Source organism: Streptomyces sp. NPDC050658 (genome assembly GCF_044457025.1).
Classification (GTDB): Bacteria; Actinomycetota; Actinomycetes; order Streptomycetales; family Streptomycetaceae; genus Streptomyces.
In genome coordinates this window covers 654,506-680,075 of record NZ_JBITGM010000003.1, presented here as the reverse complement: position 1 = coordinate 680,075, position 25,570 = coordinate 654,506, and the positions used below count along the sequence as shown (strand labels likewise).

General features: G+C 71.7%; 16 protein-coding genes. 8 read left to right on the top strand and 8 right to left on the bottom strand.

The features are described from left to right. Window positions 1-27: 27 nt before the first annotated feature. The 3 genes from ACIBKX_RS14575 to ACIBKX_RS14565 form a co-directional block, all read right to left on the bottom strand. Window positions 28-2,355: a glycosyl hydrolase family 95 catalytic domain-containing protein gene (locus ACIBKX_RS14575; protein WP_363272134.1), complete on the bottom strand. Its 2,328-nt coding sequence runs from the start codon at window positions 2,353-2,355 to the stop codon at window positions 28-30. 134 nt (window positions 2,356-2,489) lie between these two features. After that, window positions 2,490-2,972 carry a DUF456 domain-containing protein gene (locus tag ACIBKX_RS14570; RefSeq protein ID WP_363272133.1) on the bottom strand — a complete coding sequence of 161 codons (483 nt, stop codon included), beginning with the start codon at window positions 2,970-2,972 and terminating at the stop codon, window positions 2,490-2,492. An 86-nt stretch (window positions 2,973-3,058) separates the two neighbouring features. Then, window positions 3,059-4,042 (bottom strand): helix-turn-helix transcriptional regulator, encoded by a 984-nt coding sequence (locus tag ACIBKX_RS14565; protein WP_363272132.1) that lies wholly within the window; start codon window positions 4,040-4,042, stop codon window positions 3,059-3,061. Window positions 4,043-4,256: 214 nt separating this feature from the next. Between ACIBKX_RS14565 and ACIBKX_RS14560 the strand changes: the two genes are divergently transcribed. From ACIBKX_RS14560 to ACIBKX_RS14550, 3 genes are all read left to right on the top strand, one after another. Continuing rightward, window positions 4,257-8,048, top strand: a complete 3,792-nt coding sequence (locus ACIBKX_RS14560) for a S8 family serine peptidase (protein ID WP_363272131.1) — start codon at window positions 4,257-4,259, stop codon at window positions 8,046-8,048. 129 nt (window positions 8,049-8,177) lie between these two features. Continuing rightward, the gene (locus tag ACIBKX_RS14555) at window positions 8,178-9,842 is read left to right on the top strand and encodes a protein phosphatase 2C domain-containing protein (RefSeq protein ID WP_363272130.1); all 1,665 of its coding nucleotides are present in this window, start codon (window positions 8,178-8,180) and stop codon (window positions 9,840-9,842) included. Between the two features lie 73 nt (window positions 9,843-9,915). Further along, window positions 9,916-11,658 carry a pyruvate dehydrogenase gene (locus ACIBKX_RS14550; protein WP_363272129.1) on the top strand — a complete coding sequence of 581 codons (1,743 nt, stop codon included), beginning with the start codon at window positions 9,916-9,918 and terminating at the stop codon, window positions 11,656-11,658. 7 nt (window positions 11,659-11,665) lie between these two features. Here the strand turns inward: ACIBKX_RS14550 and ACIBKX_RS14545 are convergent, their stop codons facing one another. Further along, entirely contained in the window at window positions 11,666-14,743 is a 3,078-nt protein-coding gene (locus tag ACIBKX_RS14545; RefSeq protein ID WP_363272128.1) for a glycoside hydrolase family 38 C-terminal domain-containing protein, read from the bottom strand. A gap of 178 nt (window positions 14,744-14,921) precedes the next feature. On the opposite strand from ACIBKX_RS14545, the gene ACIBKX_RS14540 reads away from it, so the two are divergent. Next, window positions 14,922-15,404: an ATP-binding protein gene (locus ACIBKX_RS14540; RefSeq protein WP_363272127.1), complete on the top strand. Its 483-nt coding sequence runs from the start codon at window positions 14,922-14,924 to the stop codon at window positions 15,402-15,404. A gap of 39 nt (window positions 15,405-15,443) precedes the next feature. Here ACIBKX_RS14540 and ACIBKX_RS14535 read toward each other — a convergent pair whose 3' ends face one another. Together ACIBKX_RS14535 and ACIBKX_RS14530 are read right to left on the bottom strand one after the other, a co-directional pair. Then, complete coding sequence (locus tag ACIBKX_RS14535; protein ID WP_363272126.1) at window positions 15,444-16,511, bottom strand: DUF2637 domain-containing protein; 1,068 nt, start codon at window positions 16,509-16,511, stop codon at window positions 15,444-15,446. Between the two features lie 221 nt (window positions 16,512-16,732). Next, window positions 16,733-17,578, bottom strand: a complete 846-nt coding sequence (locus ACIBKX_RS14530) for a (2Fe-2S)-binding protein (protein WP_363272125.1) — start codon at window positions 17,576-17,578, stop codon at window positions 16,733-16,735. Window positions 17,579-17,664: 86 nt separating this feature from the next. Between ACIBKX_RS14530 and ACIBKX_RS14525 the strand changes: the two genes are divergently transcribed. Beyond that, window positions 17,665-18,465 (top strand): GntR family transcriptional regulator, encoded by an 801-nt coding sequence (locus tag ACIBKX_RS14525; RefSeq protein ID WP_399375767.1) that lies wholly within the window; start codon window positions 17,665-17,667, stop codon window positions 18,463-18,465. Between the two features lie 37 nt (window positions 18,466-18,502). Here ACIBKX_RS14525 and ACIBKX_RS14520 read toward each other — a convergent pair whose 3' ends face one another. Together ACIBKX_RS14520 and ACIBKX_RS14515 are read right to left on the bottom strand one after the other, a co-directional pair. Beyond that, complete coding sequence (locus ACIBKX_RS14520; protein ID WP_363272123.1) at window positions 18,503-19,264, bottom strand: hypothetical protein; 762 nt, start codon at window positions 19,262-19,264, stop codon at window positions 18,503-18,505. A gap of 154 nt (window positions 19,265-19,418) precedes the next feature. Beyond that, a complete protein-coding gene (locus tag ACIBKX_RS14515; RefSeq protein ID WP_363272122.1) occupies window positions 19,419-21,113 on the bottom strand; it encodes a PucR family transcriptional regulator ligand-binding domain-containing protein in 1,695 nt (564 codons plus the stop codon). 324 nt (window positions 21,114-21,437) lie between these two features. Here ACIBKX_RS14515 and ACIBKX_RS14510 point away from each other — a divergent pair, with 324 nt between their 5' ends. From ACIBKX_RS14510 to ACIBKX_RS14500, 3 genes are read left to right on the top strand one after another with little or no spacing between them, the layout of a single operon-like run. Beyond that, the gene (locus tag ACIBKX_RS14510) at window positions 21,438-22,328 is read left to right on the top strand and encodes a xanthine dehydrogenase family protein subunit M (RefSeq protein WP_363272121.1); all 891 of its coding nucleotides are present in this window, start codon (window positions 21,438-21,440) and stop codon (window positions 22,326-22,328) included. Beyond that, complete coding sequence (locus ACIBKX_RS14505) at window positions 22,328-22,939, top strand: (2Fe-2S)-binding protein (protein ID WP_363272120.1); 612 nt, start codon at window positions 22,328-22,330, stop codon at window positions 22,937-22,939. The genes ACIBKX_RS14510 and ACIBKX_RS14505 overlap by 1 nt, the downstream gene beginning before the upstream one ends. A gap of 2 nt (window positions 22,940-22,941) precedes the next feature. Beyond that, window positions 22,942-25,335 (top strand): molybdopterin cofactor-binding domain-containing protein, encoded by a 2,394-nt coding sequence (locus ACIBKX_RS14500; protein ID WP_363272119.1) that lies wholly within the window; start codon window positions 22,942-22,944, stop codon window positions 25,333-25,335. Window positions 25,336-25,570: the final 235 nt, after the last annotated feature.

The following is a 25,570-nucleotide window of genomic DNA, read 5'->3' as shown; positions in this document are numbered from 1 at the left end:
AGCGCTCTCCTTGCCTTTCTCTTTGTGTCACGCCGCGGAACCGGGCAACCCCCAAGGCGGTGCCGTCTCGTTCGGCGTCACCGGCGCGATCCGCAGATCGGGCCTGTCGCCCCGCGCGGTGAACAGCGCCGACTCGCCCTTCCCCAGGGCCACCCGCACCGCGCCGCCGCCCACATCCTCGTACGACAGCGGACGTCCCCGACCGTCCCGCACCTCGATCGCCCCGGCGATCCCGTGCCGCACCACGCACGGCGCCCCCGCCTCGCTCACTAGCCGGACCCACCGCGTCGCCCCGCCCTCCCGCACCGCGCTCAGCAGAAACGCGCCCTGCGTACGGAAGTTGTGCACCACCAGGTCCGCCCACGCGTCCGGCAGCGCGGGGAAGACGCGGATGACGTCGCCCCAGGACTGGCAGACCATGTCGTGCAGGGACTGTGCCGCCGACAGCGGGGTCTCGATGACCGGGCCCGACTCCTTGTACATGGTGTTGGGCTGGATGAAGCGGGACATCAGCTGGCCCAGGTACTTCAGCGCGTCCTCGCCCTTGCCGAGCAGCGCCGACATCGACGCGGCGCCCGTGAACGTATAGCCCTGCAAGGCGCCTTCGAAGCCGACCCAGTGCGCCAAGGACCGTTCGATCAGGGCGCGTTCGTCCGCCGTGCGGCCCGTCACCTCGTACAGGGGATAGACGGCGAGCATGTGGGAGTAATGGCGGTGCGACTTCGCGAAGGGGATGTCCGCGCCGATCATGTAGCCGTTCGCGTCGGTCGGGTACGCGGTCAGCCTGCTGCCGACCTCGCGCCAGCGCGGCGCCGACTCGTCCTCCACGCCAAGTAGTTCGGCAGTTTCGAGCAGAGTCCGGCAGCCCCATTTCAGCAGCATCAGGTCGTAATTGCAGTCCCTCGAATTGCCGCCGTACTCGGGGGAGTACGTCGCCGGAAGGTGCAGCTTTCCGTCCGTGCCCGGCTCCAGGAAGTGCAGGTAGTAATTGACCGCCTTGCGGAGCAGCGGGAAGAGGACCTCCCTGAGGATCGACTCGTCCATCGTGTGGCGGTAGCTCAGCCAGACGTTGTGCAGCGCCCATGTCAGGTTGCCCACCTCGGGAGTCGGCGGATCCTGGCCGGGGATGCCGACCCCGTAGCCGCCGTCCGTCACCGACGCGCCGTTCACCAGGGACGGGTCCGTGGTGCGCGGGATGCCAAGGGAGTCGGCGCGGTAGGGGGCCGCCATCTCCTTGCTGAGGTTGTCCCGGAACTCGCCCAACGCCCTGGTGACGGCGTCGAGTTCGAGATGGTTCGAGCCGTGGATCAGCCAGTACTCCAGCTGCGCGTTCAGGTTCCACCAGGTATTGGGCCACGGAGTCGGCTCCAGCCAGGGGCCGCAGGTCGCCATCACCGGGGCGTCGCGGCGGGCGGCCGCCGCCGTCTTGTAGAGCTGGATCCAGTAGAAGCGCTGCATCCGGGCGTCCGGCAGGGAGAGGAAGCTCTTGCGGTAGTACGCGTGCCACCAGGCCCGGTGCGATGCGGCGAGGCCGTCGTACGTGAGGTCCGCCGCGCCCCGCACCGCTCGCACCGCCCGGTCGCGGGCCGCCGCCCCCGGGTGGGAGTGCGCCACGTTCACGTACAGCGTGCGCACGGCGTCCCGCGTCCGCTCCCGCCACGCGGTGACATGCTGCCCTCCCGCGAGCAGCGGCTGTACGGCGGCCGATACTCCGTCGTGCTCCGCCAGCTCGGCGGGTGGGTTTCCGGCGTACCCGTCCGGAACCGGCTTGAACGCCGCGCGCGGGCTGATCGCCTCGGCCGGGTGGAAGACCCAGCGGAAGTCGCGCTCGCCCGCGCTCGGGGTGACCTCGACGGCGAGCACGGAGCGTGTGGTGTGCACATGTGCGCGGATCCGCAGCGTGCCCTTGTCCGTGGTGAGCGTGCCGGTCAGCTCCGCGTCGCGCAGCCGCAGGCGCCAGTCGACGCCGGTGACGGTGCCGACGGGTTCGAGGGTGAAATGGCCGATGGGGAGGCGTGCGAGGCCGAAGAGGGAGCCGAACTCGGGGCGGTGGTCCTGCACCTCGGAGTGCTGGACGTTGAAGCGGATCGCGGAGGTCTCGGCTCCCGGCTCGGCGTAGATGCCGGAGCCGAGGCAGCCGTCGCCGAGGTAGGGGCCCTCGTACCAGGTCCTCGGCATCTTCCGCCAGACGAGGTCGGCGTCGTCGAGCACCTCGCGCCAGGGGTCGCCTGACGTGGTCACGTCCGCCGTTCTCCCGGTCGCGGCCGTGGCCTGCGCGGGGAGCCCTCCGGCGAGGAGTGCGCCGCCGACCGCGGATCCGGTGGCGAGCACGGTTCTTCTGGACGGTCTGGGCATCGCATCTCCCGAGTCATCGGAGCTTTACCTCGCTGAAAGCTAGAGATGGTGCGGCATCCCGTCAATGAGTCGGGAGAGATCCGATGGTGGTTCGTGTACATGAACCTGTTTCGCCTATGCGGAGGGAGGCGCCTTCACCCCCACAGCACCGCCCCCAGCCACGCCCCCGCGATCAACAGGCACGCGAAAAGCTCCGTCAGTACGCTCCAGCCGCCCGCCCGCATGGCCGTCCGCGTCGCCGCCACCGCCTCCCCGTGCCCGCCCAGGCGCAGCCGCTCGGCGAGGTAGATCCCCCCGATGAACCCCGGTATCGCCCCGATCACCGGTAGCACGCAGAAGCCGACCAGCGCCCCGGCGCCCGCGTAGGCGGCCGTGCGGCGGGTGGCGCCGCTCTGCCGGAAGCGGCGTGGCGGCAGCTGCCAGCGGACGGCCTGCGCGAGCAGCAGCACGACCGTCGCCCCCACCAGGACGCCCCACGCGACCGGGGAGGTGTCCTTCAGCGCCCACCACATGACCGCCGCCCACACCAGCCACGGCCCCGGCACTCCCGGCACCAGCACTCCGCACAGGCCGAGCAGCAGCACCACCGCGACCAGCAGGAGTTCCCACACACCCATCTGCCAAGCGTGCAGGAAACGGGACAAACCCGCAGGTCGCACGAGCCCCGCAGGCAGCACCGGCCCGGAAGCCGCCGGGCCAGGGCCTAGCGCGCGACCCAGCCCCGCTCATACGCATGCCACCCCAGCTGCAGCCGTGTCGTCACGCCCGTCAGCTCCATCAGGCGCTTGACCCGGCGCTGCACCGTCCGCAGCCCCAGATCGAGCTGCTTGGCCACGCTCGCGTCGGTCAGGCCCGCGAGCAGCAGGGAGAGGATCTCCAGGTCCGCGCCGTCGGGCCCGTCCGGGGCGTCCTCGGTGACCGCGCGCCCGCCCTCGCCGAGCCGCAGCGGCAGCGCGTCCCGCCAGACCGCCTCGAAGAGCCCGGTCAGGGATTCGAGCAGACCGCTCGCGTGCACCACGAGCGCGGCCGGCTCCGCCGTGCGCGAGGTCAGCGGCACCATCGCGAGCGAACCGTCGACGATCACCAGCTTGGTCGGGACCCGGTCCACCACCCGCACCTGTTCGTCGCGGCCGATCGCCGTCGACAGTTCGAGCAGCCCGGTGGGGAGCGAGAGGACCGAGCGCTCGACCACCACGCGGTAGCCGACGCCACGGCCCGCCGCCTGCTCCTCCGCGTCGTTCTCCATGCCGCTGACCACCACCGGATTGCCGGTCACCAGGGCGCACACCTCGTCGCTCGCGCCGAGCTGCAGCTGGAGGAAGCGCTGCGAGACCGCGCCCGCGCCGGTCACCACCTCGACCAGGTCGTGTACGGCGGGCTCGGCGGCCTGCGCGCGGTACTCCTCGGCGAGCAGCGTCGCCGCCAGCTCCGCCTTCTCCAGTTCGTGCCGCTGCTGCGCGAGGAGCGCGCCGAGCGCAACGGCGGGCGGGGCGGCCACCCACCGGCCGGCCTTCCCGGAGGCCTGGGCCGCGAGCCCGTGCCGCTCCAGCCGGCGCAGCGCGCTCACCGTCTCCGGCTCGCCGAGCGTCAGCCGCCGCGCGAGATCGGGCACGTCGGCGGCGCCCACCGCCACCAGTGCCCGGTACGCCGACTCATGCGTCTCGTCCAGACCTATCGCAGCCAGCATGCGGTGACGCCCCTCCCCAGGATCCGTTCCGACGGCTCCGTGGCGGAAAACAGCCACGGCGTAAACCCGCCCCGGGACATCATCCCCGCACCACCCGCCTCTCTGCCAAGGTCATGCCACCGCAGCACCAACCGCAGCCGCGAACACGGCCTTTGGGTCGGTTCGTCCTGCGGTCATGCAGTCATGCAGCAGCCCGTCAACCCTGGGGAGAGCGATGCGTCCGATATCGCGTACGGCGTTGGGGGCGGCGTCCGCCGCCGTCCTCGCCGTCACCGCGGCGGCGCCGTCCGTGGCCGAGCCACGTGCGACGGCTGACACGAGTCCATTGGTGGGCAGTGCCCCACGCGGCGAGGGCAGCTCCGTCGTCACCCTCGTCACCGGCGACCGCATCCTAGTGTCGTCCGAAGGCAAGGGCGGCGACGGCAAGGGCGGCGACGCCAAGGCCCGCGCGGGCGCGAGCGCGCTGCCCGGAGCCGACGGCAGTGTGCCGCTCATCCAGACCCGGCAGTCCGGCAAGGATCTGTACGTCTATCCCGAGGGCGCCGTCCACGCGATCGCCGAAGGCCGCGTCGACGAGGAGCTGTTCAACGTCACGGGGCTCGTCCGGCAGGGCTACGACGACGCCCACGCGAAGCAGTTGCCGCTCATCGCCGTGTACGACAAGTCCGTCGACGTCACGCGCTCGCTGCCGCCCGTCCCGCGCGGCGCCGAGCGCGGCCCGGTCCTCGAACCCGTCGACGGCGTCGCCCTGAAGGCCGACAAGAAGAAGGCCGCCGAGTTCTGGGCGGACATCGCGTCCCCCAAGTCCCGTGCCGCGTCACGTGCCACGGGCGACCTGAAGAAGCTCTGGCTCGACGCCAAGGTCGAGGCGACCCTCGACCAGTCGACGAAGCAAGTGCATGCGCCCGAAGCCTGGGCCGCGGGCTACGACGGCAAGGGCACCAAGGTCGCCGTCCTCGACACCGGCGCCGACGCCGAACACCCCGACCTCAAGGGCCGCATCGGCGCGACGAAGAACTTCACCGACTCCCCGGACAACGAGGACCGCCAGGGCCACGGCACCCACACCACCTCCACGGTCGGCGGCACCGGCGCGGCGAGCGACGGCAAGAAGAAGGGCGTCGCCCCGGGCGCCGAGCTGCTGCACGGCAAGGTCCTCAACGACGGTGGCTCGGGCGCCACTTCATGGATCATCGCGGGCATGCAGTGGGCCGTAGACCAGAAGGCCGACGTCGTCTCGATGAGCCTCGGCAACCCGGCGCGGACGGACTGCTCCGACCCCATGAGCACCGCCACCGAGGAGCTCGCGCGGTCCGCACAGAACACCCTCTTCGTCATCGCGGCGGGCAACACGGGCCCGGCCCTCAACTCCGTGTCCTCGCCCGGCTGCGCGCCGAGCGTCCTCACCGTCGGCGCCGTCGACCGCGACGACTCGACGGCGTACTTCTCCAGCCGCAGCCCCGTGTACGGATCGCACACCCTCAAGCCGGAGATCGCCGCGCCGGGCGTCGCCATCTCCGCCGCCGCTGCCGGTGGCCGGGGGATCTACGCGTACCAGTCCATGAGCGGAACGTCGATGGCGACCCCGCATGTCGCGGGCGCCGCGGCCCTGGTCAAGCAGGCCCACCCGGACTGGACCGCGGGGCAGATCAAGTCGGCCCTCGTCTCGTCCGCCGACAGCGGTATCCCCGGCGACGTACGCGAGACGGGCGGCGGCAGGCTCGACGTGAAGGCCGCCGTCGACCAGAAGGTGCTCGGCTCGCCCGCAGTGCAGGGCGGCGGCTTCGGCTGGCCACAGGACGCGTCGGACCGCACCTCGGTCGACGTCCCCTACATCAACACCACCGACAAGGCAGTGGAGTTGAAGCTCGCCGTCAAGGGCGTCACCGGCAACGACGGCTCCCCGGTGCGCTCCTCCGTCGCCCGGCTCGGCGAACGCTCCGTGACGGTCCCGGCGGGCGCGAGCGTCGAGGTCCCGCTGAAGCTCGACCCCACCGCGGACCTCACGCGCGCCCAGTACGGCGACGTCACGGGCCGGGTCCTCGCGACCGCCGACGGAGTGCGCGTCTCCACGCCCTTCTCGCTCTACGTGCAGCCCGAGACCGTCAGCCTCCGCGTGAAGCTGATCGACCGCGACGGAAAGCCCGCTGACGGTCAGTCGTCGGTCGACCTCATCGGCACGGACGACGCGACCGGCGAGCGCCGCTTCAACGAGGGCGTGAACGACCAGACGTACCAGGTCCGCCCCGGCAACTACTTCCTGACCGGCTTCGTCACCACGCCGGACAGCGCGGGCAGCAGGCTCACCGACTCCCTCACCCACCTGGCCCGCCCGCAGGTCGAGGTGAAGAAGGACATGACGGTCACGCTGGACGCCCGCAAGGCCCACCGCCTCACCGTCAGGGCCGACAGGCCGACCGAAGTGCGCGGCGCCACCCTCGCGTTCGCCCGCACCTGGGGCAGGGACGGCTGGCTGCACGCGGGCACCGCCGCCGGTCCCCGCACGATCCGCGCCTACTACCAGTCCGTCGAGGGCAAGCCCGCCGACGGCACCTTCGAGTCCGGCAGCTACTGGCGCGCCGCCGCACCCCAGATCTCCGAACTCGCCGTCGTGGGCGGCGAATCGCTGCACCCGGTGACCGCGTCCACCGGCTCCGCCAACCTCGACGGCACCGGCACGGCAGCGCTCGTCGACGCCAAGTCCGGTACGCCGGAGGAGCTGGCCGCCGCCGGGGTCAAGGACAGGATCGCCCTCGTCGAGGTCCCGGACGACGGCGGCGCGGCCAAGGTGGCCGCCGACGCCAAGCAGGCCGGGGCCCTCGCGGTCCTCGCCCACCGCCCGTCCCCCGGCCGCTGGTACCCGTCCGTCGGCCTCACCGGCTCCCCGCTCCCGGTGCTCGCCGTCCAGTCGGACGAGGCGGCGGACCTGCTCGCCCAACTCGGCTCGGGAACAGTCGAGTTGAAGTGGAAGGCGACCGCCAAGAGCCCCTACGTCTACAACCTCGCCTTCCCCGAGACCGGCCAGATCCGCGACGACCGCGCCTACCGGGTGCGGGACAAGGACCTCGCCGCGAACGAGGCGGCCTACCGCGCGATGGGCACGGCGACGGACTACGTGGACATTCCGTCCGCCGTCCGTCCCACGGGACTCGAGATCTACTTCGGCAGCCTCGACTCCGTCCCCGCCCCCGGCAAGCGCACCGAGTACTACTCGCCCGGCTCGACCGGCTGGAGCCACCAGGTCTCCAGCAGCTTCCCGTACGGGGAGTTCATGGTCGACCCGGTGCGTACGTACAAGGAGGGCGAGCGGCGCGCCGAGACCTGGTACGACGGAGTCCTCGCGCCCGGCACGCCGCGCGACGCCGAGGGGAAGCAGGCCCTCGCCGGCGAGCGGCAGGGGAATCTGATCGGGGTCGCGCCCGGCTTCTGGTCCGACGCCGAACACGCGGGAATCCAGGGCGGGTTCGGTGACATCGGCTCGGTGGCACTGAAGCGGAACGGGGAGCCCGTCGGGCAGTCCGGCTGGCCGTTCGGGGTGTTCACGGTGCCGGCCGAGGACTCGGCGTACGAACTCACCCTCAGCACAAGGAAGATCGGCTCGAAGGTCTGGCAGCGGTCCACCGCCACGGAGACCACCTGGTCGTTCCGCTCGCACCTGGACGAGGAGGCCTACTCGCAGGGCATCCCGATGCTCTTCCCGCGCGTCGGACTGCCGGAGGACGGACTCAAGACCCTTGCCGCGAAGGACGGTCAGCGCCTCACCCTGACCGCCACCGGACACGCCGGATACGAGCCCGGAGCGATCAAGTCGGCGGCCCTGTCCTACTCGTACGACGAGGGCAAGACCTGGACGAAGGCCGAGACCTCCGCCGACGGCGAGGCGTGGACCGCCACCGTCGACCACGCGGGAGCCGCGGGCAAGCAGGTCTGGCTCAAAACCGAACTGACGGACGCGAACAACAGTTCCGTCACGCAAACCGTGGCGCGCGCCTACGACGTGCGTTAGTCACATAGACACCGCCGGGCGGTCCTCCCGTGGGGGGTGGGCCCGCCCGGCGGCCTCAATCCGCCCCCGGACGGCCGGAATTTCCGGATGCACCGTTTTCGTACGGCCCGTGCGGTGGACAATAGGGGCATGAGCCAGCAGGGGGAGAGGCACAGCGAGGCCTCCGGCCAGGAAGACGACTGGTGGGGTCAGCTCTACGACGACTCCGCACCCGACACGGGCCCCGCACAGGTGGCCGACACCCTGGACGACAGATTCGCCTCGGCGGTCTCGGCATCCGCCGGAACCGTCGTGCCGCCGACGGAGGCGGAGAGCGTGCCGCCGGCTTCCGCCGAACGGCGCGGGGCCGGCGACCAGTTCGGGCCACGCACCCCGGGCGACCGGAGCGAGCCGTCCACCGGTGCACCGCCGCCTCCGGGCGAGCCGCCGACCGGCGAACCGTTTGCCCACCGCGAGCCGTCGCAGCCCCCGCGCGAGCCGTCCGCCCCGGAGCAGCCGTCCGCCCCGGAGCAGCCGTCCGCCCCGGAGCAGCCGGCAGCCCCGCGTGACGCCCGCCCGGCGGGCCCCGCCCGCACCCGCCACACCGCACCCTGGGAGCCGCCCGCGGCCCCCACCGGCCCGGTGACCTTCGCGACGGGACCGAAGCCGCCCGCGGCGCAGACCCCGCCCGGCCACACCACCACCGCCGTCCCCGCGCCCCGCCCGCCCGACGAATCCGCCGGGCCGCCGCCGAGCGGACGTACCGAAGAACCGCCCCCGCCGCCCGGACGCACCGAAGAGCCGGCGAAACCCGCCCCTCTCCGGCCCGAGCCGCGCCGCGCCGTCGACTATGTGGGTGACGGACCGCCCACGTACGACGCGGAGCCCACCGTGCTGCCCGCCGCCGACCCCGACGACCTCGGCGACCTGGTCGCCGACACCGTCCTGGACGGCGCCCGGTACGGGACCTCCACCCTGCGGGCCGTCTCCGTGCGCGGCGACTCCGCGCGCTTCCGCGGCGAGCCGCGCCGCGACTCGCTGCTCACCGCCCGGTTCGGGACGGGGGAGAACGCCCTGATCCTGGTCGCCATGGCCACCGGCGCGCGGGCCACGCCCGGCGCCCACCGGGCGGCGGCCGACGCCTGCGGCTGGATCGGCCGCGCCGTGGGCCGCAGCCATCAGCGGCTCGCCGAGGACATCAAGGCCGCCCGGCGCGGCGACCTGAAGAGCGGACTGCACCGCCTGACCGACCGCAGCCTCGGGAAGCTCCGCGCGCAGGCCGCCGACCTGGGCGTCGACCCCGAGGAGTACGCCGCTTCCCTGCGCTGCCTGCTGCTCCCGGCCGACCCGGACTGCCGTACGCGCGTCTTCTTCGGCGTCGGCGGCGGCGGGCTCTTCCGCCTGAGGGACGGGGAGTGGCAGGACATAGAGCCGCGCGTCTCCGACCCCGCGGGCGAACCGGGACCGCCGGTCGTCGGCTTCGGCTCGGTGCCTTCGGAGACCCCCGAGGGCGACCGGCTCACCATGGACATGGGGATCATCACGCCGCCCAGTCCCTACGAACCGGCGCCCGAGCCGCCGCCCCGCGAGCCGTTCCGCTTCCGCGCCTCCGTCGCCCGGCCGGGTGACGCGCTGCTGCTGTGCAGCGGGGGCCTCGCCGAGCCCCTGCGCGGCGAGCCCGAGCTGGCGGGACACCTCACCCAGCGGTGGTCGGACGGCGGTCCGCCCGGCCTCGCGGACTTCCTCGGGGACATCCAGGTCAGGGTGAAGGGGTACGCGGACGACAGAACCGCGGCGGCAGTTTGGGAGGCGTGAGCGCCCGCTCTGTGAATTCATGGACCCCAGGAGACTCGTAGGGACTCAAGGGGACCGAAGGGTTCGTGAAGCCATGGCCAAGCAGAACGTCGCCGAGCAGTTCGTCGACATCGTCGTCCGCGCGGGCGTCAAGCGCCTGTACGGAGTCGTGGGCGACAGCCTCAACCCCGTGGTGGACGCCATCCGCCGGACCAAGGGACTCGACTGGATCCAGGTGCGGCACGAGGAGACCGCCGCCTTCGCCGCGGGCGCCGAGGCGCAGATCACCGGCAGCCTCGCCGTCTGCGCCGGCTCCTGCGGCCCCGGCAATCTGCACCTGATCAACGGCCTGTATGACGCGCACCGCTCCATGGCCCCGGTCCTCGCCCTGGCCTCGCACATCCCTTCGAGCGAGATCGGTCTCGGCTACTTCCAGGAGACGCATCCGGACCAGCTCTTCCGCGAGTGCAGCCACTACAGCGAGATGATCGCCAACCCGAAGCAGATGCCCCGGCTGCTCCAGACGGCCATCCAGCACGCGATCGGCCAGAGCGGCGTCAGCGTCGTCACGCTGCCCGGCGACATCGCCGACCAGCCGGCCCCGGACAAGGCCGCCGAGACCGCGCTGGTCACCTCACGGCCGACCGTGCGCCCCGGCGACGCGGAGATCGAGAGGCTCGCCGCGATGATCGACGAGGCCGACAAGGTCACCCTGTTCTGCGGCAGCGGCACGGCGGGCGCGCACGCCGAGGTCATGGAGTTCGCCGAGAAGATCAAGTCCCCGGTGGGCCACGCGCTGCGCGGCAAGGAATGGATCCAGTACGACAACCCCTTCGACGTCGGAATGAGCGGGCTCCTCGGCTACGGCGCCGCCTACGAGGCCACCCACGAGTGCGATCTCCTGATCCTGCTGGGCACGGACTTCCCGTACAACGCCTTCCTGCCCGACGACGTCAAGATCGCTCAGGTCGACGTGCGGCCCGAACGTCTGGGCCGCCGCTCGAAGTTGGATCTCGCCGTCTGGGGCGACGTACGCGAGACCCTGCGCTGTCTGACGCCGCGCGTCATGGCCAAGGCGAACCGGCGCTTCCTCGACAGGATGCTGAAGAAACACGCGGACGCGCTCGAAGGCGTCATCAAGGCCTATACGCGCAAGGTCGAGAAGCACATCCCGATCCACCCCGAGTACGTCGCGTCCGTCGTCGACGAACTCGCCGCCGAGGACGCCGTGTTCACCGTCGACACCGGCATGTGCAACGTCTGGGCGGCGCGCTACATCTCGCCGAACGGCAAGCGCCGCATCATCGGCTCGTTCAGCCACGGCTCGATGGCCAACGCGCTGCCGCAGGCGATCGGCGCGCAGTTCACCGACCGGAAGCGGCAGGTCGTCTCGATGTCGGGCGACGGCGGATTCTCCATGCTGATGGGCGACTTCCTCACCCTCGTCCAGTACGACCTGCCGGTGAAGGTCGTCCTCTTCAACAACTCGTCCCTGGGCATGGTCGAGTTGGAGATGCTGGTGGCCGGTCTCCCGTCGTTCGGCACGGCCAACCACAACCCCGACTTCGCCGCTGTGGCCCGCGCCTGCGGTGCCTACGGCGTACGGGTGGAGAAGCCCAAGCAGCTCGCCGGCGCCCTGAAGGACGCCTTCGCGCACAAGGGCCCCGCCCTCGTCGACATCGTCACCGACCCGAACGCCCTCTCCATCCCGCCCAAGATCAGCTCCGAGATGGTGACGGGCTTCGCGCTCTCCGCCAGCAAGATCGTCCTGGACGGCGGTGTGGGCCGCATGGTCCAGATGGCACGCTCCAACCTGCGGAACGTGCCCCGCCCCTGACGTCCTGTCAGCGCACCGGCGTCAGCCGCAGTGTCAGGATCTGGAACGGCCGCAGGGACAGCGCGAGGCCCGCGCTGCCGGTCTCGGCAGAGCCGAGCGGCCGTTCCAGGAGATCCGTCACCTCGGCCTGCCGCACCGCGAACGACGTGGTCAGGACGGCCGCCGCGCGCCCGCCCCGCGATTCGTAGAGCCGCACCACGACATCGCCGCTCCCGTCGTCGGCGAGCTTCACCGACTCCACCGTCACCGCCGGATTGTCGACGCTCACCAACGACGGCAGTACGGGTGCGTCGGCGACCCGCAGCGGCAGATTCAGCGCCAGGCCCTCCGCGACCGCGTCGCCCGTGCTCGCGCCCGGCAGCAGGGCGTAGGTGAAGCGGTGCGTGCCGAGGTCCGTCTCCGGGTCCGGGCTGTGCGGGGCGCGCAGCAGCGTCAGGCGCACGGTCGTGCCGAGCCCGCTCTCGTGGGGCGTGCGCGTCACGTCATGGCCGTACGTCGAGTCGTTGAGCACCGCCACTCCGTACGCCTCCTCCGCGACCCGCAGCCAGCGGTGCGCGCAGATCTCGAAACGGGCCGCGTCCCAGCCGGTGTTGGCGTGCGTGGCCCGGTGCACATGCCCGAACTGGATCTCGGCGGCGGACCGTTCGGCGTGCACGTCCAGCGGGAAGGCCGCCTTGAGCACCTTCTCCGACTCCCGCCAGTCGACGTCCGTGACGACGTCGATCCGTCGGCTGCCCGCCGCGAGCCGGATCTCCTGGATGATGCGCGATGACCCGAAGGCCCGCACCACGCGCACGGCGACCCGCAGCGGCCCCTGCTCCACCAGCTCGACGGACTCGGCGTCCGTGAGGTCGGTGTGCCTGTTGCGGTAGTGCCGGTCGAGGTCCCAGGCGTCGTAGTGCGTCGGATGGTCCGGATGCAGCTGGAGGAGGTTGCCGCGCGCCCCGGGCGAGAGGACCTCGCGGTTCGCGTCCAGATCGCGTACGGAGGTCAGCAGGCCGTCCGCGTCGACGGTGACACGGAGGTGTTCGTTCGCCAACTCGATGATTCCTTCGGCGAGTCGAGCCGTCACTCCGGCGCCAGGGCCGCGGGTGTGCCCCGCCGCCACGGCCAGGCTCTGCGTCCCGAGCGCGGGGACGTTCACATGCACCAGGGCCCCGTCTTCGGTCGTGACGACCTCGCTGCGGGCGTAGGGCGAAGCGTTGAGCACGGCGGGCTCGCCCGCGCCGCCGGAGGCGCCAAGTGCGCGCGCCGCCTCCGCGGTGATCGCATCGAGCCCGGTGAGCACGGCCGCGTAGGTGTCGCGGGCCTCGCGGTGCACCCAGGCGATCGACGAACCCGGCAGGATGTCGTGGAACTGGTGCAGGAGCACGGTCTTCCACAGCCGGTCGAGGGCTTCATGGGGGTACGCGTACGACGGGTCCCTGAGCGAGGCCGCGGTGCACCACAACTCGGCCTCGCGCAGCGCGTGTTCGCTGCGGCGGTTGCCGCGTTTGGTCGCCGCCTGGGTGGTGTATGTCGCGCGGTGCAGCTCCAGGTACAGCTCGCCGGACCAGACGGGGGCCTGTGCCCCGTACTCCTCCTCGGCGGCGGCGAAGAACGCCGAAGGGCGCTCGATCTCGACGCGCGGCGAACCCTCCAGGGAGCGCAGGCGGCGCGCCCTCTCCATCATCTCGCGGGTGGGGCCGCCCCCGCCGTCGCCCCAGCCGAACGGCACCAGGGAGCGGGAAGCGTGGCCCTTCTCGGTGAAGTTACGTTCCGCGTGGGCGAGTTCGGCGCCGTGGAACTGGGAGTTGTAGGTGTCCACCGGCGGGAAGTGGGTGAAGACGCGGGTGCCGTCGACGCCCTCCCACCAGAAGGTGTGGTGCGGCATCTTGTTGGACTGGTTCCAGCTCAGCTTCTGGGTGAGGAACCAGCGGATGCCCGCGAGCTTCGCCAACTGCGGGAAGGCGGCGGTGTATCCGAAGGAGTCCGGCAGCCAGATCTCCTCCGTCTCGACGCCCAGTTCCTCGCGGAAGAACCGCGTCCCGTGCGTGATCTGCCGGGCCAGGGCTTCGCCGCCCGGCATATTGGCGTCCGACTCGACCCACATCGAGCCCACCGGCGCCCAAGTGCCGTCCGTGACCGCCTTCTTGATCCGCTCCCAGATGTGCGGCTGGTGCTCCTTGACCCAGGCGTACTGCTGGGCCTGGGAGCAGGCGAAGACCAGCTCCGGATAGTCCTCGGCGAGGGCCGTGACATTGGCGAAGGTGCGGGACGCCTTGCGGACCGTCTCGCGCAGCGGCCACAGCCAGGCCGAGTCGATGTGTGCGTGCCCGGCCGCCGAGACCCGGTGCGCGCTGGCATGGGCCGGGCTCGCCAGGACCCCGGCCAGCTCGGCGCGGGCGGCCGCCGCCGTGCTCGGCACGTCGTGCAGATCGAGCGCGTCGAGCGCACGCTCCAGGGCGCGCAGGATCTCATGACGGCGCGGGCGGGCCGGATCCAGCTCATGCATCAGCTCCGACAGGACCTCGATGTCCAAGGTCAACTGCCAGACCTCCTCGTCCAGTACGGCGAGGTCGGCAGAGGCGAATCGGTAGATGGGGCGATCGCCGGCGGTCAGTACGTCGCCGAGTGGGGTCGGCGTGAAGTCGTGCAGAACCGCCGGATTGGCCGCCGCCTCCAGGAGCAGACTCACCGGCTCGCCGCCCTGCGCGGGGGCCGCCACGGGGACGTACCGGTTGCGCGGGTGAACGCCCTTGAGGGGGACGCCCGCGGCGTCGTACACCAGACCCTCGGCCTGGAAGCCGGGTCCGTCACCCGTGAAGCCGGGGTCGACGACCACCTCGACGCGCCGCCCGCGCCAGCCTTCCGGCACCTCGCCCCGGAGCCTGAACCAACTGGTTGACCAGGGCCGTCCCCACTCTGTGCCGGTCTCGAAGGGCTCGTACGAGGCCTTCAGCGCCTCGGCCACCGGCACGGGTTCACCCGGCGCGTGCCAGACGGAGAGGGCCAGCGGCACCCGGTCCGTGTACTGGGCGGGGCGGATGAACTGCCGCAGGGCGCGCTCCAGGCGTTCCTCAACCAACAGTCGGTCGTCGTGCACGGCGGCTCCTCGTCGGGCTCGGACGGGCATGGTCCACGGCTTCACTTCCCCGCCGGGAGCGGGCGCATCCGTGCCCTTGGTTGATTCATGAACATGAGTGCGGCCAACCGAGTGGGGCATGCATTGCGTGAGCGCGTTCGAGCAGGAAGGAACAGGACTCGTTTTGTGGGCGGGGGCCATGACTAGGCAGGTAAGAGGGGGCGGTCCCATTCGATCCGGGACGGCGTCACCCAACGTACGGGATGAGCCGAGCGGCGATTCCGTGGGGGAGCCCGGCCGGGCTCAACTCCGGCGCAGATTGGGGCGATCAGACCTGAGGGCGGTTTCCGAGGTGCGCGGGGCGCTGCGTGAGTTCCTGCGGGCCTGGGGGAAACCGGGAAGATCCGACATAGCCGAGCTGCTGACCAGCGAACTGGTCACGAACGCACTGGTGCACACCGATCACGACGCCATTCTGACGGCGACCGTGGGGCCCGGCAGGCTGCGGGTCGAGGTCAGGGACTTCGTGGGGCGCCGCCCCAAGCTGCGGGTACCGAACGCCGACGACGGTACGCACGGCAGGGGTCTGGTCCTCGTCCAGTCGCTCGCCGACGCCTGGGGCGTGCGCTCGCACGGGGTGGGCAAGGTGGTGTGGTTCGAACTGGACGGCGGCCCGGTCTGATCCGGGCCGCCGTCCGGCTTCCGTCCAGCCTCTGTGACATCAGCCGAACTGCTGCTCGAGGTCCTTGAGCTTCTGCTCCAGGGAGTCGAGCCGCGGCAGGGTCTGTGTGTCGTCCTCGGCGGTGAGGTCGACGGTCACCGGGGTGACGGGTTCAGAACCGCTCTTGACGGCCTGGAGGGAGGGTCGGGCGCGCAGCGGCAACTGTTCCTGCTGCGCTATTGCAGGGTCCGCGCCGACCTGCGCGGACCCTGCGGCGGGCGCCATCGGCTGCAGGTCGACCTGGCGCGGCGCGGCACGTCCGGGGAGCCCGCGGTGGCCGCGGCTGATCGCCTTCAGCTGCGCGCGCTCCAGCTTCTCCCGGTCCCGCCTGCGGGTACGGGTCTGCTCCTTCTCGCGCCGGTCCTCGCGCACCTCCTCGACCGCCTCGTCGAGCGTGCGGACGCCTTCGAGCAGCATCAGCGACCAGGCGCCGAAGGTCTCGCGGGGCGCGCGCAGCCACCGTACGATCCGGATCTGCGGCAACGGCCTTGGTACCAGGCCCTGTTCGCGCAGGGCCGCCCGGCGGGTCTGCTTCAGCGCGCGGTCGAAGAGCACCGCGGCCGAGAGCGACATCCCCGCGAAGAACTGCGGGGCGCCCGCGTGGCCGAGGCCCCTGGGCGCGTGCACCCAGTTGAACCAGGCGGCCGCTCCGGCGAACGTCCACACCAGGAGCCGCGAGCCGAGCGCCGCGTCACCGTGGCTCGCCTCGCGCACGGCGAGCACGGAGCAGAACATCGCCGCCCCGTCGAGCCCGAAGGGGACCAGGTACTCCCAGCCGCCGGAGAGGTTGAGGTTCTGCCGGCCGAAGCCGACCAGGCCGTGGAAGGAGAGGGCGGCGGCGACCGCCGCACAGCAGAACAGCAGCACGTACGAGGCCGTTCCATAGACCGCTTCCTTGCGCCTTCGGCGCTCCTCGCTGCGTTCCCACGAGTCGTCGCTCAAGGCACCGGCGGCCGTCTTCTGTCCGGCGCGCTTGCCGCGTGCGAGTACCGCCACCGCGACCAGCATGCCCAGGAGCAGGACGCCGCCCGGAAGCAGCCAGTCCAGCGATATGTCGGTCAGTCTCATCTGGGGTCCCTTGCGTCGCGGTAGGGCGTTCGGGCGCCATATTGACCCAATCCCGGTGGCCCTCAGAGGGGTTTCGGGGCAAGAGAACGCGTAGGGGGGTGCAAAGGGGTGCGGCGCGCGCCGTTTTGCTCGAACTCAGCTGATGGAAAGGGGAGTTGAGTTCGATTAATCGGACACGAAGGGGTGGTTCAAGGGAGAGTGGCTGCGGTTCGCGGCAGGCTTCAGGCAGCGGCGCTGAGCCGGGTGACGCGGTCGGCGTCACAGGTGCGCGGACAGGTCACGCAGGTGTCCTCGGGGCGCAGTGTGTAGAACATGCAGCAGCTTGCCCGGTCGCGGGTCGGCAGGGACTCGCCGTTCGGCCCCGTCAGCTCCCGGAAGCCCGCCGTCCCGACGTACGGCTTGGTGGCGCCCGGCAGCAGCAGCTCCAGCTCCCGTGTGGCGCGCCGCTCCTCGCCGAGGAGATGGGCGACGTACCAGAGCCCCTCGACGATCTCGTCCGTGGCGACGCTCCACAGGGCGCGCGAGCGGCGCCGCATCCGGGGCCCGAAGGCGTCGAGCAGCGGTCCCAGGTGGTCGGCGACGGCGGCCCGCACCTCCGCGCGCAGGGCCTCCTCGTCCGGTACGACACGGGCGCCGGGCAGGGTGGCCGCCGGGTCGCCCGGCAGACAGGCGAAGCTCTCCGCGCGGACGGCCATCCGGCCCAGGGTGCGCTGGAAGGCGACGTCCCGGACGGGATAGCGGGGGACGCGGCGGTGCAGGAACCAGGGCAGCGTGATCATCAGCGTGGCGGGCCACGCGTACCGGTGGAGCCCGAAACTGGCGATGACGTCCGGCCGTCCCGCCTGTCCGTAGTCCTTCAGCACCTGTGCCGCGTCCCACTCCAAGAACGCGTCGAGGTCGGCCCCGCCCTCCGCGAGCCGGGCGGCGGTGACCCAGCCGTCGCCCTGTGGGGCCTGCTCCGCCTCGCCCAGCTCGGTCACGCGCAGGCCGGGGAACACCTCGGTGAGGCGGGCGTAGGCGTCCGCGAGGGCGCTCGGGGCGCGGGTGGCCGAGGTGGGAACGTGCATGCGGGGACCGCCGAATCACGATCGATTGCAGGTTAGCCTTACCTTACCCGATGTGATCGAGGTTTCAACTGCGGGGCTGTCCGCCTATGGTGCCTCTCGTACCTTTCGGACCGAGCGGACTTGGGGTGGACCTCGTGGAGCAGGCCAGGGCGCATGACGCGTACCGCCTCGCCGTCCGTGTGCCGGAGCAGCCGGGAGCTGCCCGTGGTGAGCACACGCACGTGGAGGCGCCCCCCGCGCCCCCCGCGCCGCGCAAGCCGGTCGTGCAGCGCAGCTCGGTCCGCGGGCAGGTGCTCGACGCGCTGCGCGCGGCGCTGGTCGGCGGTGATCTCGCGCCCGGCGAGGTGTACTCGGCGCCGGTGCTCGGCGAGCGCTTCGGCGTCTCGGCGACCCCCGTCCGCGAGGCGATGCAGCAGCTCGCCATCGAGGGCGCGGTGGAGGTCGTGCCGAACCGGGGCTTCCGGGTGACCGAGCGGAGCGCCCGGGAGCTGGGGGAGCTGGCGGAGGTGCGGGCGCTGATCGAGGTGCCGGTGATGCTGCGGCTGGCCCGCAGCGTGCCTGCCTCCCGGTGGTGTGAATTGCGTCCCCTGGCCGAGGCGACTGTCGTGGCGGCGGCCGGCGGCGATCTGGCCCGCTACGCGGAGTCGGACCGCGCCTTCCACCGTGCGGTGCTGTCCCTGTCGGGCAACCAGCAGCTGGTCCAAGTGGCGGACGACCTGCACCGCCGCTCGCAGTGGCCCTTGGTCAGCGGCCCCGTCTCGGGCCGCCGCGCCGACCTGATCGCCGACGCGGCGGAACACACGGCCCTCCTGGAGGCCCTCGTCGCCCGCGATCTGCCGGTGGTCCAGTCGCTGGTACGGGAGCACTTCGCGGGGGCGGGGGCCTAGCGGGCCGCACCGGAGGCGGACCCCGCCCCGGCCGGCCTCACGCCGCCGGTGCCGGTGGTGTCAGGTGTTGGGCCAGCCAGGACGGGACGCCGCCCATCAGGCGGAACAGGCGGGCCGCTTCGGCGCGCAGCCGGCCCGCCTCCGGTTCCGGTTCCGCGTCCGCGAGGGCCGCGAGCGCGGGGGCCGTGCCGACCAGGTAGCCGAGTTCCTCCCGGATGCGCAGGGACTCCGCGAAACCGTGCCTCGCCTCCGCCAACTCCCCTTCCCGCAGGGCGAGTCCGGCCAGGTGGCGCCAGGTGAAGGACAGGAGCAGGGAATCGCCGTGGGCCGTCGCGCCCGCGTGTGCCCTGCGGTACGCCGCTCGGGCCGCCTGAGGTGAGTCCGCCAGGTGCTCGGCGACCAGGCCGCGGCGGAAGTCGAGCAGCGGCCGGCCCGGAGCGTTCGGGGCGAGCAGCGCCGCCGCCCGGCCGAGTGCGGTACGCGCCTCGTCCGCCCGGTCCCGCACCGCGAGCACCGTGGCGGCGTACGCCAACTGCCCCCGCTCACAGGCCGCCGCGCCCCGGTCGTCGTCGTCGACGGCCAGTGCCTCCGCCGTCCGCAGGCCGTCCTCGGCCTCGCCCCAGCCGTCGCCCGTGAAGAGGCAGCGCTCGATCAGGAGTGACGTTCTCTGGATCGCCGCGGCAGCTCCCTCCCGTGAGGCGAGCAGCGCGGCCGCGTCGGTCCAACAGCCGCGCGAGCGCAGCCGCCATACCGCGGTCTGGAGTGGATCGTCCCCTGCAGTCGTTCCCGTACCAGACATGGCGGTATGCGCCACGTTGCCCTCCCCGAGCACGCCATTGAGCTGTTGAGTCGTGGGCGCATCTCAGCATGGATCGGCGGGCGCGGCCAAGGGGCTGGGTGAAAGATTTCACAAAGGGCGTGCCATGAAAGGGGTTTGACGGCCGCCCCCGATCTCAGCTCATCCGCAGTGCCAGGAAGAAATCCAGCTTGTCCTCGAGCCGCGAGAGGTCACGACTCGTCAACTGCTCGATACGGCCGACGCGGTAGCGCAACGTGTTGACGTGCAGGTGCAGCCGCGCCGCGCACCGGGTCCACGAACCGTCGCAGTCGAGGAACGCCTCCAGGGTCGGGATCAGCTCGGCGCGGTGGCGCCGGTCGTAATCGCGCAGCGGGTCCAGGAGCCGGGCCGTGAACGCCCTGCGGACGTCGTCCGGCACGAAGGGGAGGAGAAGTACGTGCGAGGCCAGTTCCTGGTGGCCGGCGGCGCAGACCCGGCCGGGGCGCGCGGCGGCGACTCGGCGGGCGTGCCGCGCCTCCTCCAGGGCGCCGCGCAGCCCCTCCGCCGAGTGCACGGAGGCGCTGACGCCGAGGGTGAGCCGCCCGTCGCCGTCGAGGCCCGCCGAGAGCGGGTCGCGGACGGAGGCGAGCAGGGAGTCCGCGAGCAGCCCCGTCTCGGAGCCGTCGTGCTCCGATGACACCGCGGGCAGCGGCACCAGCGCGATCGCCTCGTCACCCGTATGGGCCACCGCGATCCGGTCGGACGGCTCGGGGCCCGCCGACAGCGGGTCGACGAGGATCTCCTCCAGCAGGGACTGGGCCACGGGCCCGCCCTCGATCTCGCCGCCGTCCCACTCGACGCGGGCCACCACGACCTGCCAGTGCGGGGCCGCGCCGAGGCCGGGCAGCAGCACGGGAGCGGCCACCCGGAGGCGGGCGGCGATCTCCGCGGGCGCCGCGCCCGTCTGGACCAGTTCGAGGACCTCCTGGGCGAGCCGGCGCCGCACCGTGCGGGCGGCGTCGCGCCGGTCCCGCTCGACCGCGATCAGCTGGGTCACGCCCTGCAGCAGGTCGAGCCGCTCCTCGGGCCAGTCGCCCGCGTCGGCCTCGACCGCGAGCAGCCAGTCCGAGAGCACCGTCTCGCGCACGTCGCGCGAGCCCGCCGTCCCCGCGGGCGCCGAACCCGACCCGCGCCCGCTGCTCCGAATGGGGAACAGCGAGTACGTCACGCCGTCCACGAGCACCCGGTGCGGCCCGCGCCGCCCGGTCCGCGCCGCCGCCAGGTGCTCGCCCGCGAGGCGCGCGCAGATCTCCGTGGGCAGGGCGGGCCCCGCCGCGCTCGACCCGGCGATCGCGCGGCCGGCGGGGGAGAGCACCCAGGCCCGCAGGTCCAGGTCGGAGCCGAGCAGGTCGAGGACGACGTCGGGGCCGCCGCCCGCCGGGCCCGAGGTCATCAGGCGGCGGTGCCGGTCCACGACCGCCGCGAGGTCACCGGCCCGCTCGCCGGACACCTGGCGCACGACGTGCTCGGTGATCGTCGCGAAGGCCACCCGCTCGTTCACCGCGAACAGCGGGAGCCGGTGCCGCGCGCAGGCCTCGACGATGTCGTCGGGAATGTCCCCGAGCTCCGCCTCACCGGCGGCGAGCGCGGCCACCCCGGCGCTCGCGAGGATGCGCACGAAGGGCTCGGTGTCCCCGGCGTCCCGGCGCCAGGCGAGGCCCGTGAGGACCAGCTCGCCGCCCGCCAGATAGCGGCTGGGGTCCCGCAGGTCCGTGGTCATCACACCGCGCACGGTGCGGTCCAGCTCGTCCTCGCCGCCGAGCAGCCGCAGGCCCAGCGCGTCGGTGTCAAGGAGTGCGCGCAGCCGCATGGTGTAGTCGCCGCCGATCTGTCTCGAATGGGATGTACAGGCAGTGCGGATCTGTCGACCCGGGGCCCTGTGCCCTGGGGCATCTCCGGTTTCCAGGGGGAAGCCGCGAGGTTACTGAGGGCCGTTCTTCATACGAATCTACAAGACGCGCGGCTTGGCCAGCCAACTCCTTCATGGTTTCGGTTACTGCCCCCACCGGCCGACCGGGCGGTGTACTTGGCCCACTCCGCGTTAACAGCACATGAACGAGCAGTCGAGAGGCGTCCGGCCCGCTTGGCTGGAACACCTCGAACGAACGACCCACGATACGAAGAAGAGAGCCTCATGGACTTCCTTCGCCCCGCCAGCTGGGAGGAGGCGCTCGCCGCCAAGGCCGAGCACCCGACAGCTGTGCCGATTGCGGGTGGCACCGATGTGATGGTCGAGATCAACTTCGACCACCGTCGTCCCGAGTACCTGCTTGACCTCAACCGCATCGTCGAGCTGCGCGAGTGGGAGGTGGGCGAGGAGACGGTCCAGCTGGGCGCCTCTGTCCCGTACACCCAGATCATGGAGGAGCTGCGCACCGAGCTTCCCGGTCTCGCGCTCGCCTCGCACACGGTCGCCTCCCCGCAGATCCGCAACCGCGGCGGCGTCGGCGGCAACCTCGGCACGGCATCCCCGGCCGGTGACGCCCACCCGGCTCTGCTGGCCGCCGACTGCGAGGTCGAGGTGGAGTCCGTCCGCGGCTCCCGCCTGATCCCGATCGACGACTTCTACACTGGTGTCAAGCGCAACGCGCTCGCCCCCGACGAGCTGATCAAGTCCGTCCACATCAAGAAGGCGGACGGCCCGCAGCAGTACTCGAAGGTCGGCACCCGCAACGCCATGGTCATCGCCGTGTGCGCCTTCGGCATCGCGCTGCACCCGGAGACCCGGACCGTGCGGACCGGCATCGGTTCCGCCGCCCCGACGCCCATCCGGGCCAAGGCCGCCGAGGAGTTCCTGAACGCGGCGCTCGAGGAGGGCGGCTTCTGGGACAACAAGAAGATCATCACCCCCTCGATCGCCAAGCAGTTCGCGGAGCTGGCCTCCGGCGCCGCCAACCCGATCGACGACGTACGCGGCACGGCGAGCTACCGCCGGCACGCCGTCGGGATCATGGCCCGCCGCACGCTCGGCTGGACCTGGGAGACGTACCGCGGCAAGGGCCGCAGCACTGAGGGAGTCGCGTAATGCGTGTCAACTTCACGGTCAATGGCCGTCAGCAGGAAGCCGATGACGTCTGGGAGGGCGAGTCCCTTCTGTACGTGCTCCGTGAGCGCATGGGGCTTCCCGGTTCGAAGAACGCCTGTGAGCAGGGCGAGTGCGGTTCCTGCACCGTCCGTCTCGACGGCGTGCCGGTGTGTTCGTGCCTGGTCGCGGCCGGACAGGTGGAGGGCCGTGAGGTCACCACCGTCGAGGGCCTGGCGGACTACGCCAAGCACCGCGAGGACGCCCACCCGGGCGGCGGCTGCGCCTCCGGCGCCTGCGGTGTCTCCCTGGACAGCGCCCAGCGCTGGCAGGCCGAGGGCACCGACGGCCAGACGGGCGAGGGCACCGAACTCTCCCCGATCCAGCAGGCGTTCATCGACGCCGGCGCCGTCCAGTGCGGCTTCTGCACCCCCGGTCTGCTCGTCGCGGCCGACGAGATGCTGGAGCGCAACCCGCAGCCGACGGACGCCGACATCCGCGAGGCGCTCTCCGGCAACCTCTGCCGCTGCACCGGTTACGAGAAGATCCTGGACGCGGTGCGCCTCGCCGCCGCGCGCCAGGATCGTCAGGGACTTCAGGAAGGTGCGGTCTGATCATGGGAACATCCACCCGTACGACCGGCGCCCCCACGCAGATCACCCAGGGGTCGCAGACCAAGGGCGGCATCGGCGAGTCGACGCTGCGGCCCGACGGCACCCTGAAGGTCACCGGAGAGTTCGCGTACTCCTCGGACATGTGGCACGAGGACATGCTGTGGGGCCAGGCCCTGCGCTCCACCGTGGCGCACGCCGAGATCGTGTCGATCGACACCTCCGAGGCCCTCGCGATGAGCGGCGTCTACGCCGTCATGACGTACGACGACCTGCCCGCCGAGATGAAGCACTACGGCCTGGAGATCCAGGACACCCCGGTGCTCGCCCACGGCAAGGTCCGTCACCACGGTGAGCCGGTCGCCATCGTGGCCGCCGACCACCCGGAGACCGCGCGCCGCGCCGCCGCCAAGATCAAGGTCGAGTACCGCGAGCTGCCGGTCATCACGGACGAGGCGTCCGCGACCGCTCCCGACGCGATCCTCGTGCACGAGAACCGCGACGACCACCACATCGGTCACGTCCCGCACCCGAACATCGTGCACCGCCAGCCGATCATCCGCGGCGACGCGGCCGAGGCCGCCAAGAAGGCCGACGTCATCGTCAAGGGCGAGTACACCTTCGGCATGCAGGACCAGGCCTTCCTCGGCCCGGAGTCCGGTCTCGCCGTGCCGTCCGAGGACGGCGGTGTCGAGCTGTACGTCGCCACCCAGTGGCTGCACTCGGACCTCGGGCAGATCGCCCCAGTCCTCGGCCTGCCCGAGGAGAAGGTGCGCATGACGCTCTCCGGCGTCGGCGGTGCCTTCGGCGGTCGCGAGGACATCTCGATGCAGATCCACGCCTGCCTCCTGGCGCTGCGCACCGGCAAGCCGATCAAGATCGTCTACAACCGGTTCGAGTCCTTCTTCGGCCATGTGCACCGTCACCCGGCGAAGCTCTACTACGAGCACGGCGCCACCAAGGACGGCAAGATCACGCACATGAAGTGCAAGATCGTCCTGGACGGCGGCGCCTACGCCTCGGCCTCCCCGGCGGTCGTCGGCAACGCCTCGTCCCTGTCGGTCGGTCCGTACGTGATCGACGACGTCGACATCGAGGCCATCGCCCTCTACAGCAACAACCCGCCCTGCGGCGCCATGCGCGGCTTCGGCGCGGTCCAGGCGTGCTTCGCCTACGAGGCGCAGATGGACAAGCTGGCCGACAAGCTCGGCATGGACCGGATCGAGTTCCGGCAGCTGAACGCCATGGAGCAGGGGACCATCATGCCGACCGGGCAGCCGGTCGACTCCCCGGCCCCGGTCTCCGAACTGCTGCGCCGCGTCCGGGACATGCCGCTGCCGCCCGAGCGCCAGTGGGAGTCCAGCGAGGGCTCCGACGTACGTCAGCTGCCCGGCGGTCTGTCCAACACCACGCACGGCGAAGGCGTCGTACGCGGCATCGGCTACGCGGTCGGCATCAAGAACGTCGGCTTCTCCGAGGGCTTCGACGACTACTCGACCGCCAAGGTCCGCATGGAGGTCGTGGGCGGCGAGCCCGTCGCCACCGTGCACACCGCGATGGCCGAGGTCGGCCAGGGCGGCGTCACCGTGCACGCCCAGATCGCCCGTACCGAGCTCGGTGTCACGCAGGTGACCATCCACCCCGCCGACACCCAGGTGGGCTCGGCCGGTTCGACGTCCGCGTCCCGTCAGACGTACGTCACCGGCGGCGCCGTCAAGAACGCCTGTGAGCTGGTGCGCGAGAAGGTCCTGGAGATCGGCCGGCGCAAGAAGGGCTCGTACCACCCGGCGTGGGCGACGGCCGAGCTGCTGCTCGAAGGCGGCAAGGTCGTCACCGACGGCGGCGAGGTCCTCGCCGATCTCGTCGACATCCTCGAGGGTGAGGTCGTCGAGATCGAGGAGGAGTGGCGCCACCGGCCCACCGTCGCCTTCGACCTGGTCACCGGCCAGGGCAACGGCCACGTGCAGTACTCGTTCGCCGCGCACCGCGCCGTCGTCGAGGTCGACACCGAGCTCGGCCTGGTCAAGGTCATCGAACTGGCCTGCGCCCAGGACGTCGGCAAGGCGCTCAACCCGCTCTCCGTCATCGGCCAGATCCAGGGTGGCACCATCCAAGGGATGGGCGTCGCGGTGATGGAGGAGATCGTCGTCGACCCCAAGACGGCGAAGGTCAGGAACCCGTCCTTCACGGACTACCTGCTCCCGACCATCCTCGACACGCCGACGATCCCCGTCGACGTGCTCGAACTCGCCGACGAGCACGCCCCGTACGGGCTGCGCGGCATCGGCGAGGCCCCGACCCTGTCCTCGACCCCGGCCGTCCTCGCGGCGATCCGGAACGCGACGGGTCTGGAACTGAACAGGACGCCGGTACGCCCCGAGCACCTCACCGGCGCGTAGCCCCTCCCGGGAGGGGAGCAGGGAGAGATTTCTTTCGGGGGACTTCGTCCCCCGAGCCCCCTCCACCACGAACTCTCCGGGCGGCACCGTGCCTCCCATGGAACGTCACACTTCCGCTGCCTGTGCCGCCCGGAGATCACCAGTACCGCACCGCTCGCGGTCAGCGCAGTACCCACGCAGTACCCAGGCTCTCAGGAGCCCCAGTTCGTCTCGGGCCGTCCCCCGGGTCGTGCAG

Coding starts and splice junctions, on each gene's coding strand:
- ACIBKX_RS14550 (WP_363272129.1), top strand. CDS start 9,916: ATGGCCAAGCAGAACGTCGCCGAGCAGTTCGTCGACATCGTCGTCCGC.
- ACIBKX_RS14530 (WP_363272125.1), bottom strand. CDS start 17,578: ATGCACGTTCCCACCTCGGCCACCCGCGCCCCGAGCGCCCTCGCGGAC.
- ACIBKX_RS14565 (WP_363272132.1), bottom strand. CDS start 4,042: ATGCTGGCTGCGATAGGTCTGGACGAGACGCATGAGTCGGCGTACCGG.
- ACIBKX_RS14560 (WP_363272131.1), top strand. CDS start 4,257: ATGCGTCCGATATCGCGTACGGCGTTGGGGGCGGCGTCCGCCGCCGTC.
- ACIBKX_RS14510 (WP_363272121.1), top strand. CDS start 21,438: ATGGACTTCCTTCGCCCCGCCAGCTGGGAGGAGGCGCTCGCCGCCAAG.
- ACIBKX_RS14505 (WP_363272120.1), top strand. CDS start 22,328: ATGCGTGTCAACTTCACGGTCAATGGCCGTCAGCAGGAAGCCGATGAC.
- ACIBKX_RS14575 (WP_363272134.1), bottom strand. CDS start 2,355: ATGCCCAGACCGTCCAGAAGAACCGTGCTCGCCACCGGATCCGCGGTC.
- ACIBKX_RS14520 (WP_363272123.1), bottom strand. CDS start 19,264: ATGTCTGGTACGGGAACGACTGCAGGGGACGATCCACTCCAGACCGCG.
- ACIBKX_RS14535 (WP_363272126.1), bottom strand. CDS start 16,511: ATGAGACTGACCGACATATCGCTGGACTGGCTGCTTCCGGGCGGCGTC.
- ACIBKX_RS14570 (WP_363272133.1), bottom strand. CDS start 2,972: ATGGGTGTGTGGGAACTCCTGCTGGTCGCGGTGGTGCTGCTGCTCGGC.
- ACIBKX_RS14525 (WP_399375767.1), top strand. CDS start 17,665: ATGGTGCCTCTCGTACCTTTCGGACCGAGCGGACTTGGGGTGGACCTC.
- ACIBKX_RS14515 (WP_363272122.1), bottom strand. CDS start 21,113: ATGCGGCTGCGCGCACTCCTTGACACCGACGCGCTGGGCCTGCGGCTG.
- ACIBKX_RS14500 (WP_363272119.1), top strand. CDS start 22,942: ATGGGAACATCCACCCGTACGACCGGCGCCCCCACGCAGATCACCCAG.
- ACIBKX_RS14555 (WP_363272130.1), top strand. CDS start 8,178: ATGAGCCAGCAGGGGGAGAGGCACAGCGAGGCCTCCGGCCAGGAAGAC.
- ACIBKX_RS14540 (WP_363272127.1), top strand. CDS start 14,922: ATGACTAGGCAGGTAAGAGGGGGCGGTCCCATTCGATCCGGGACGGCG.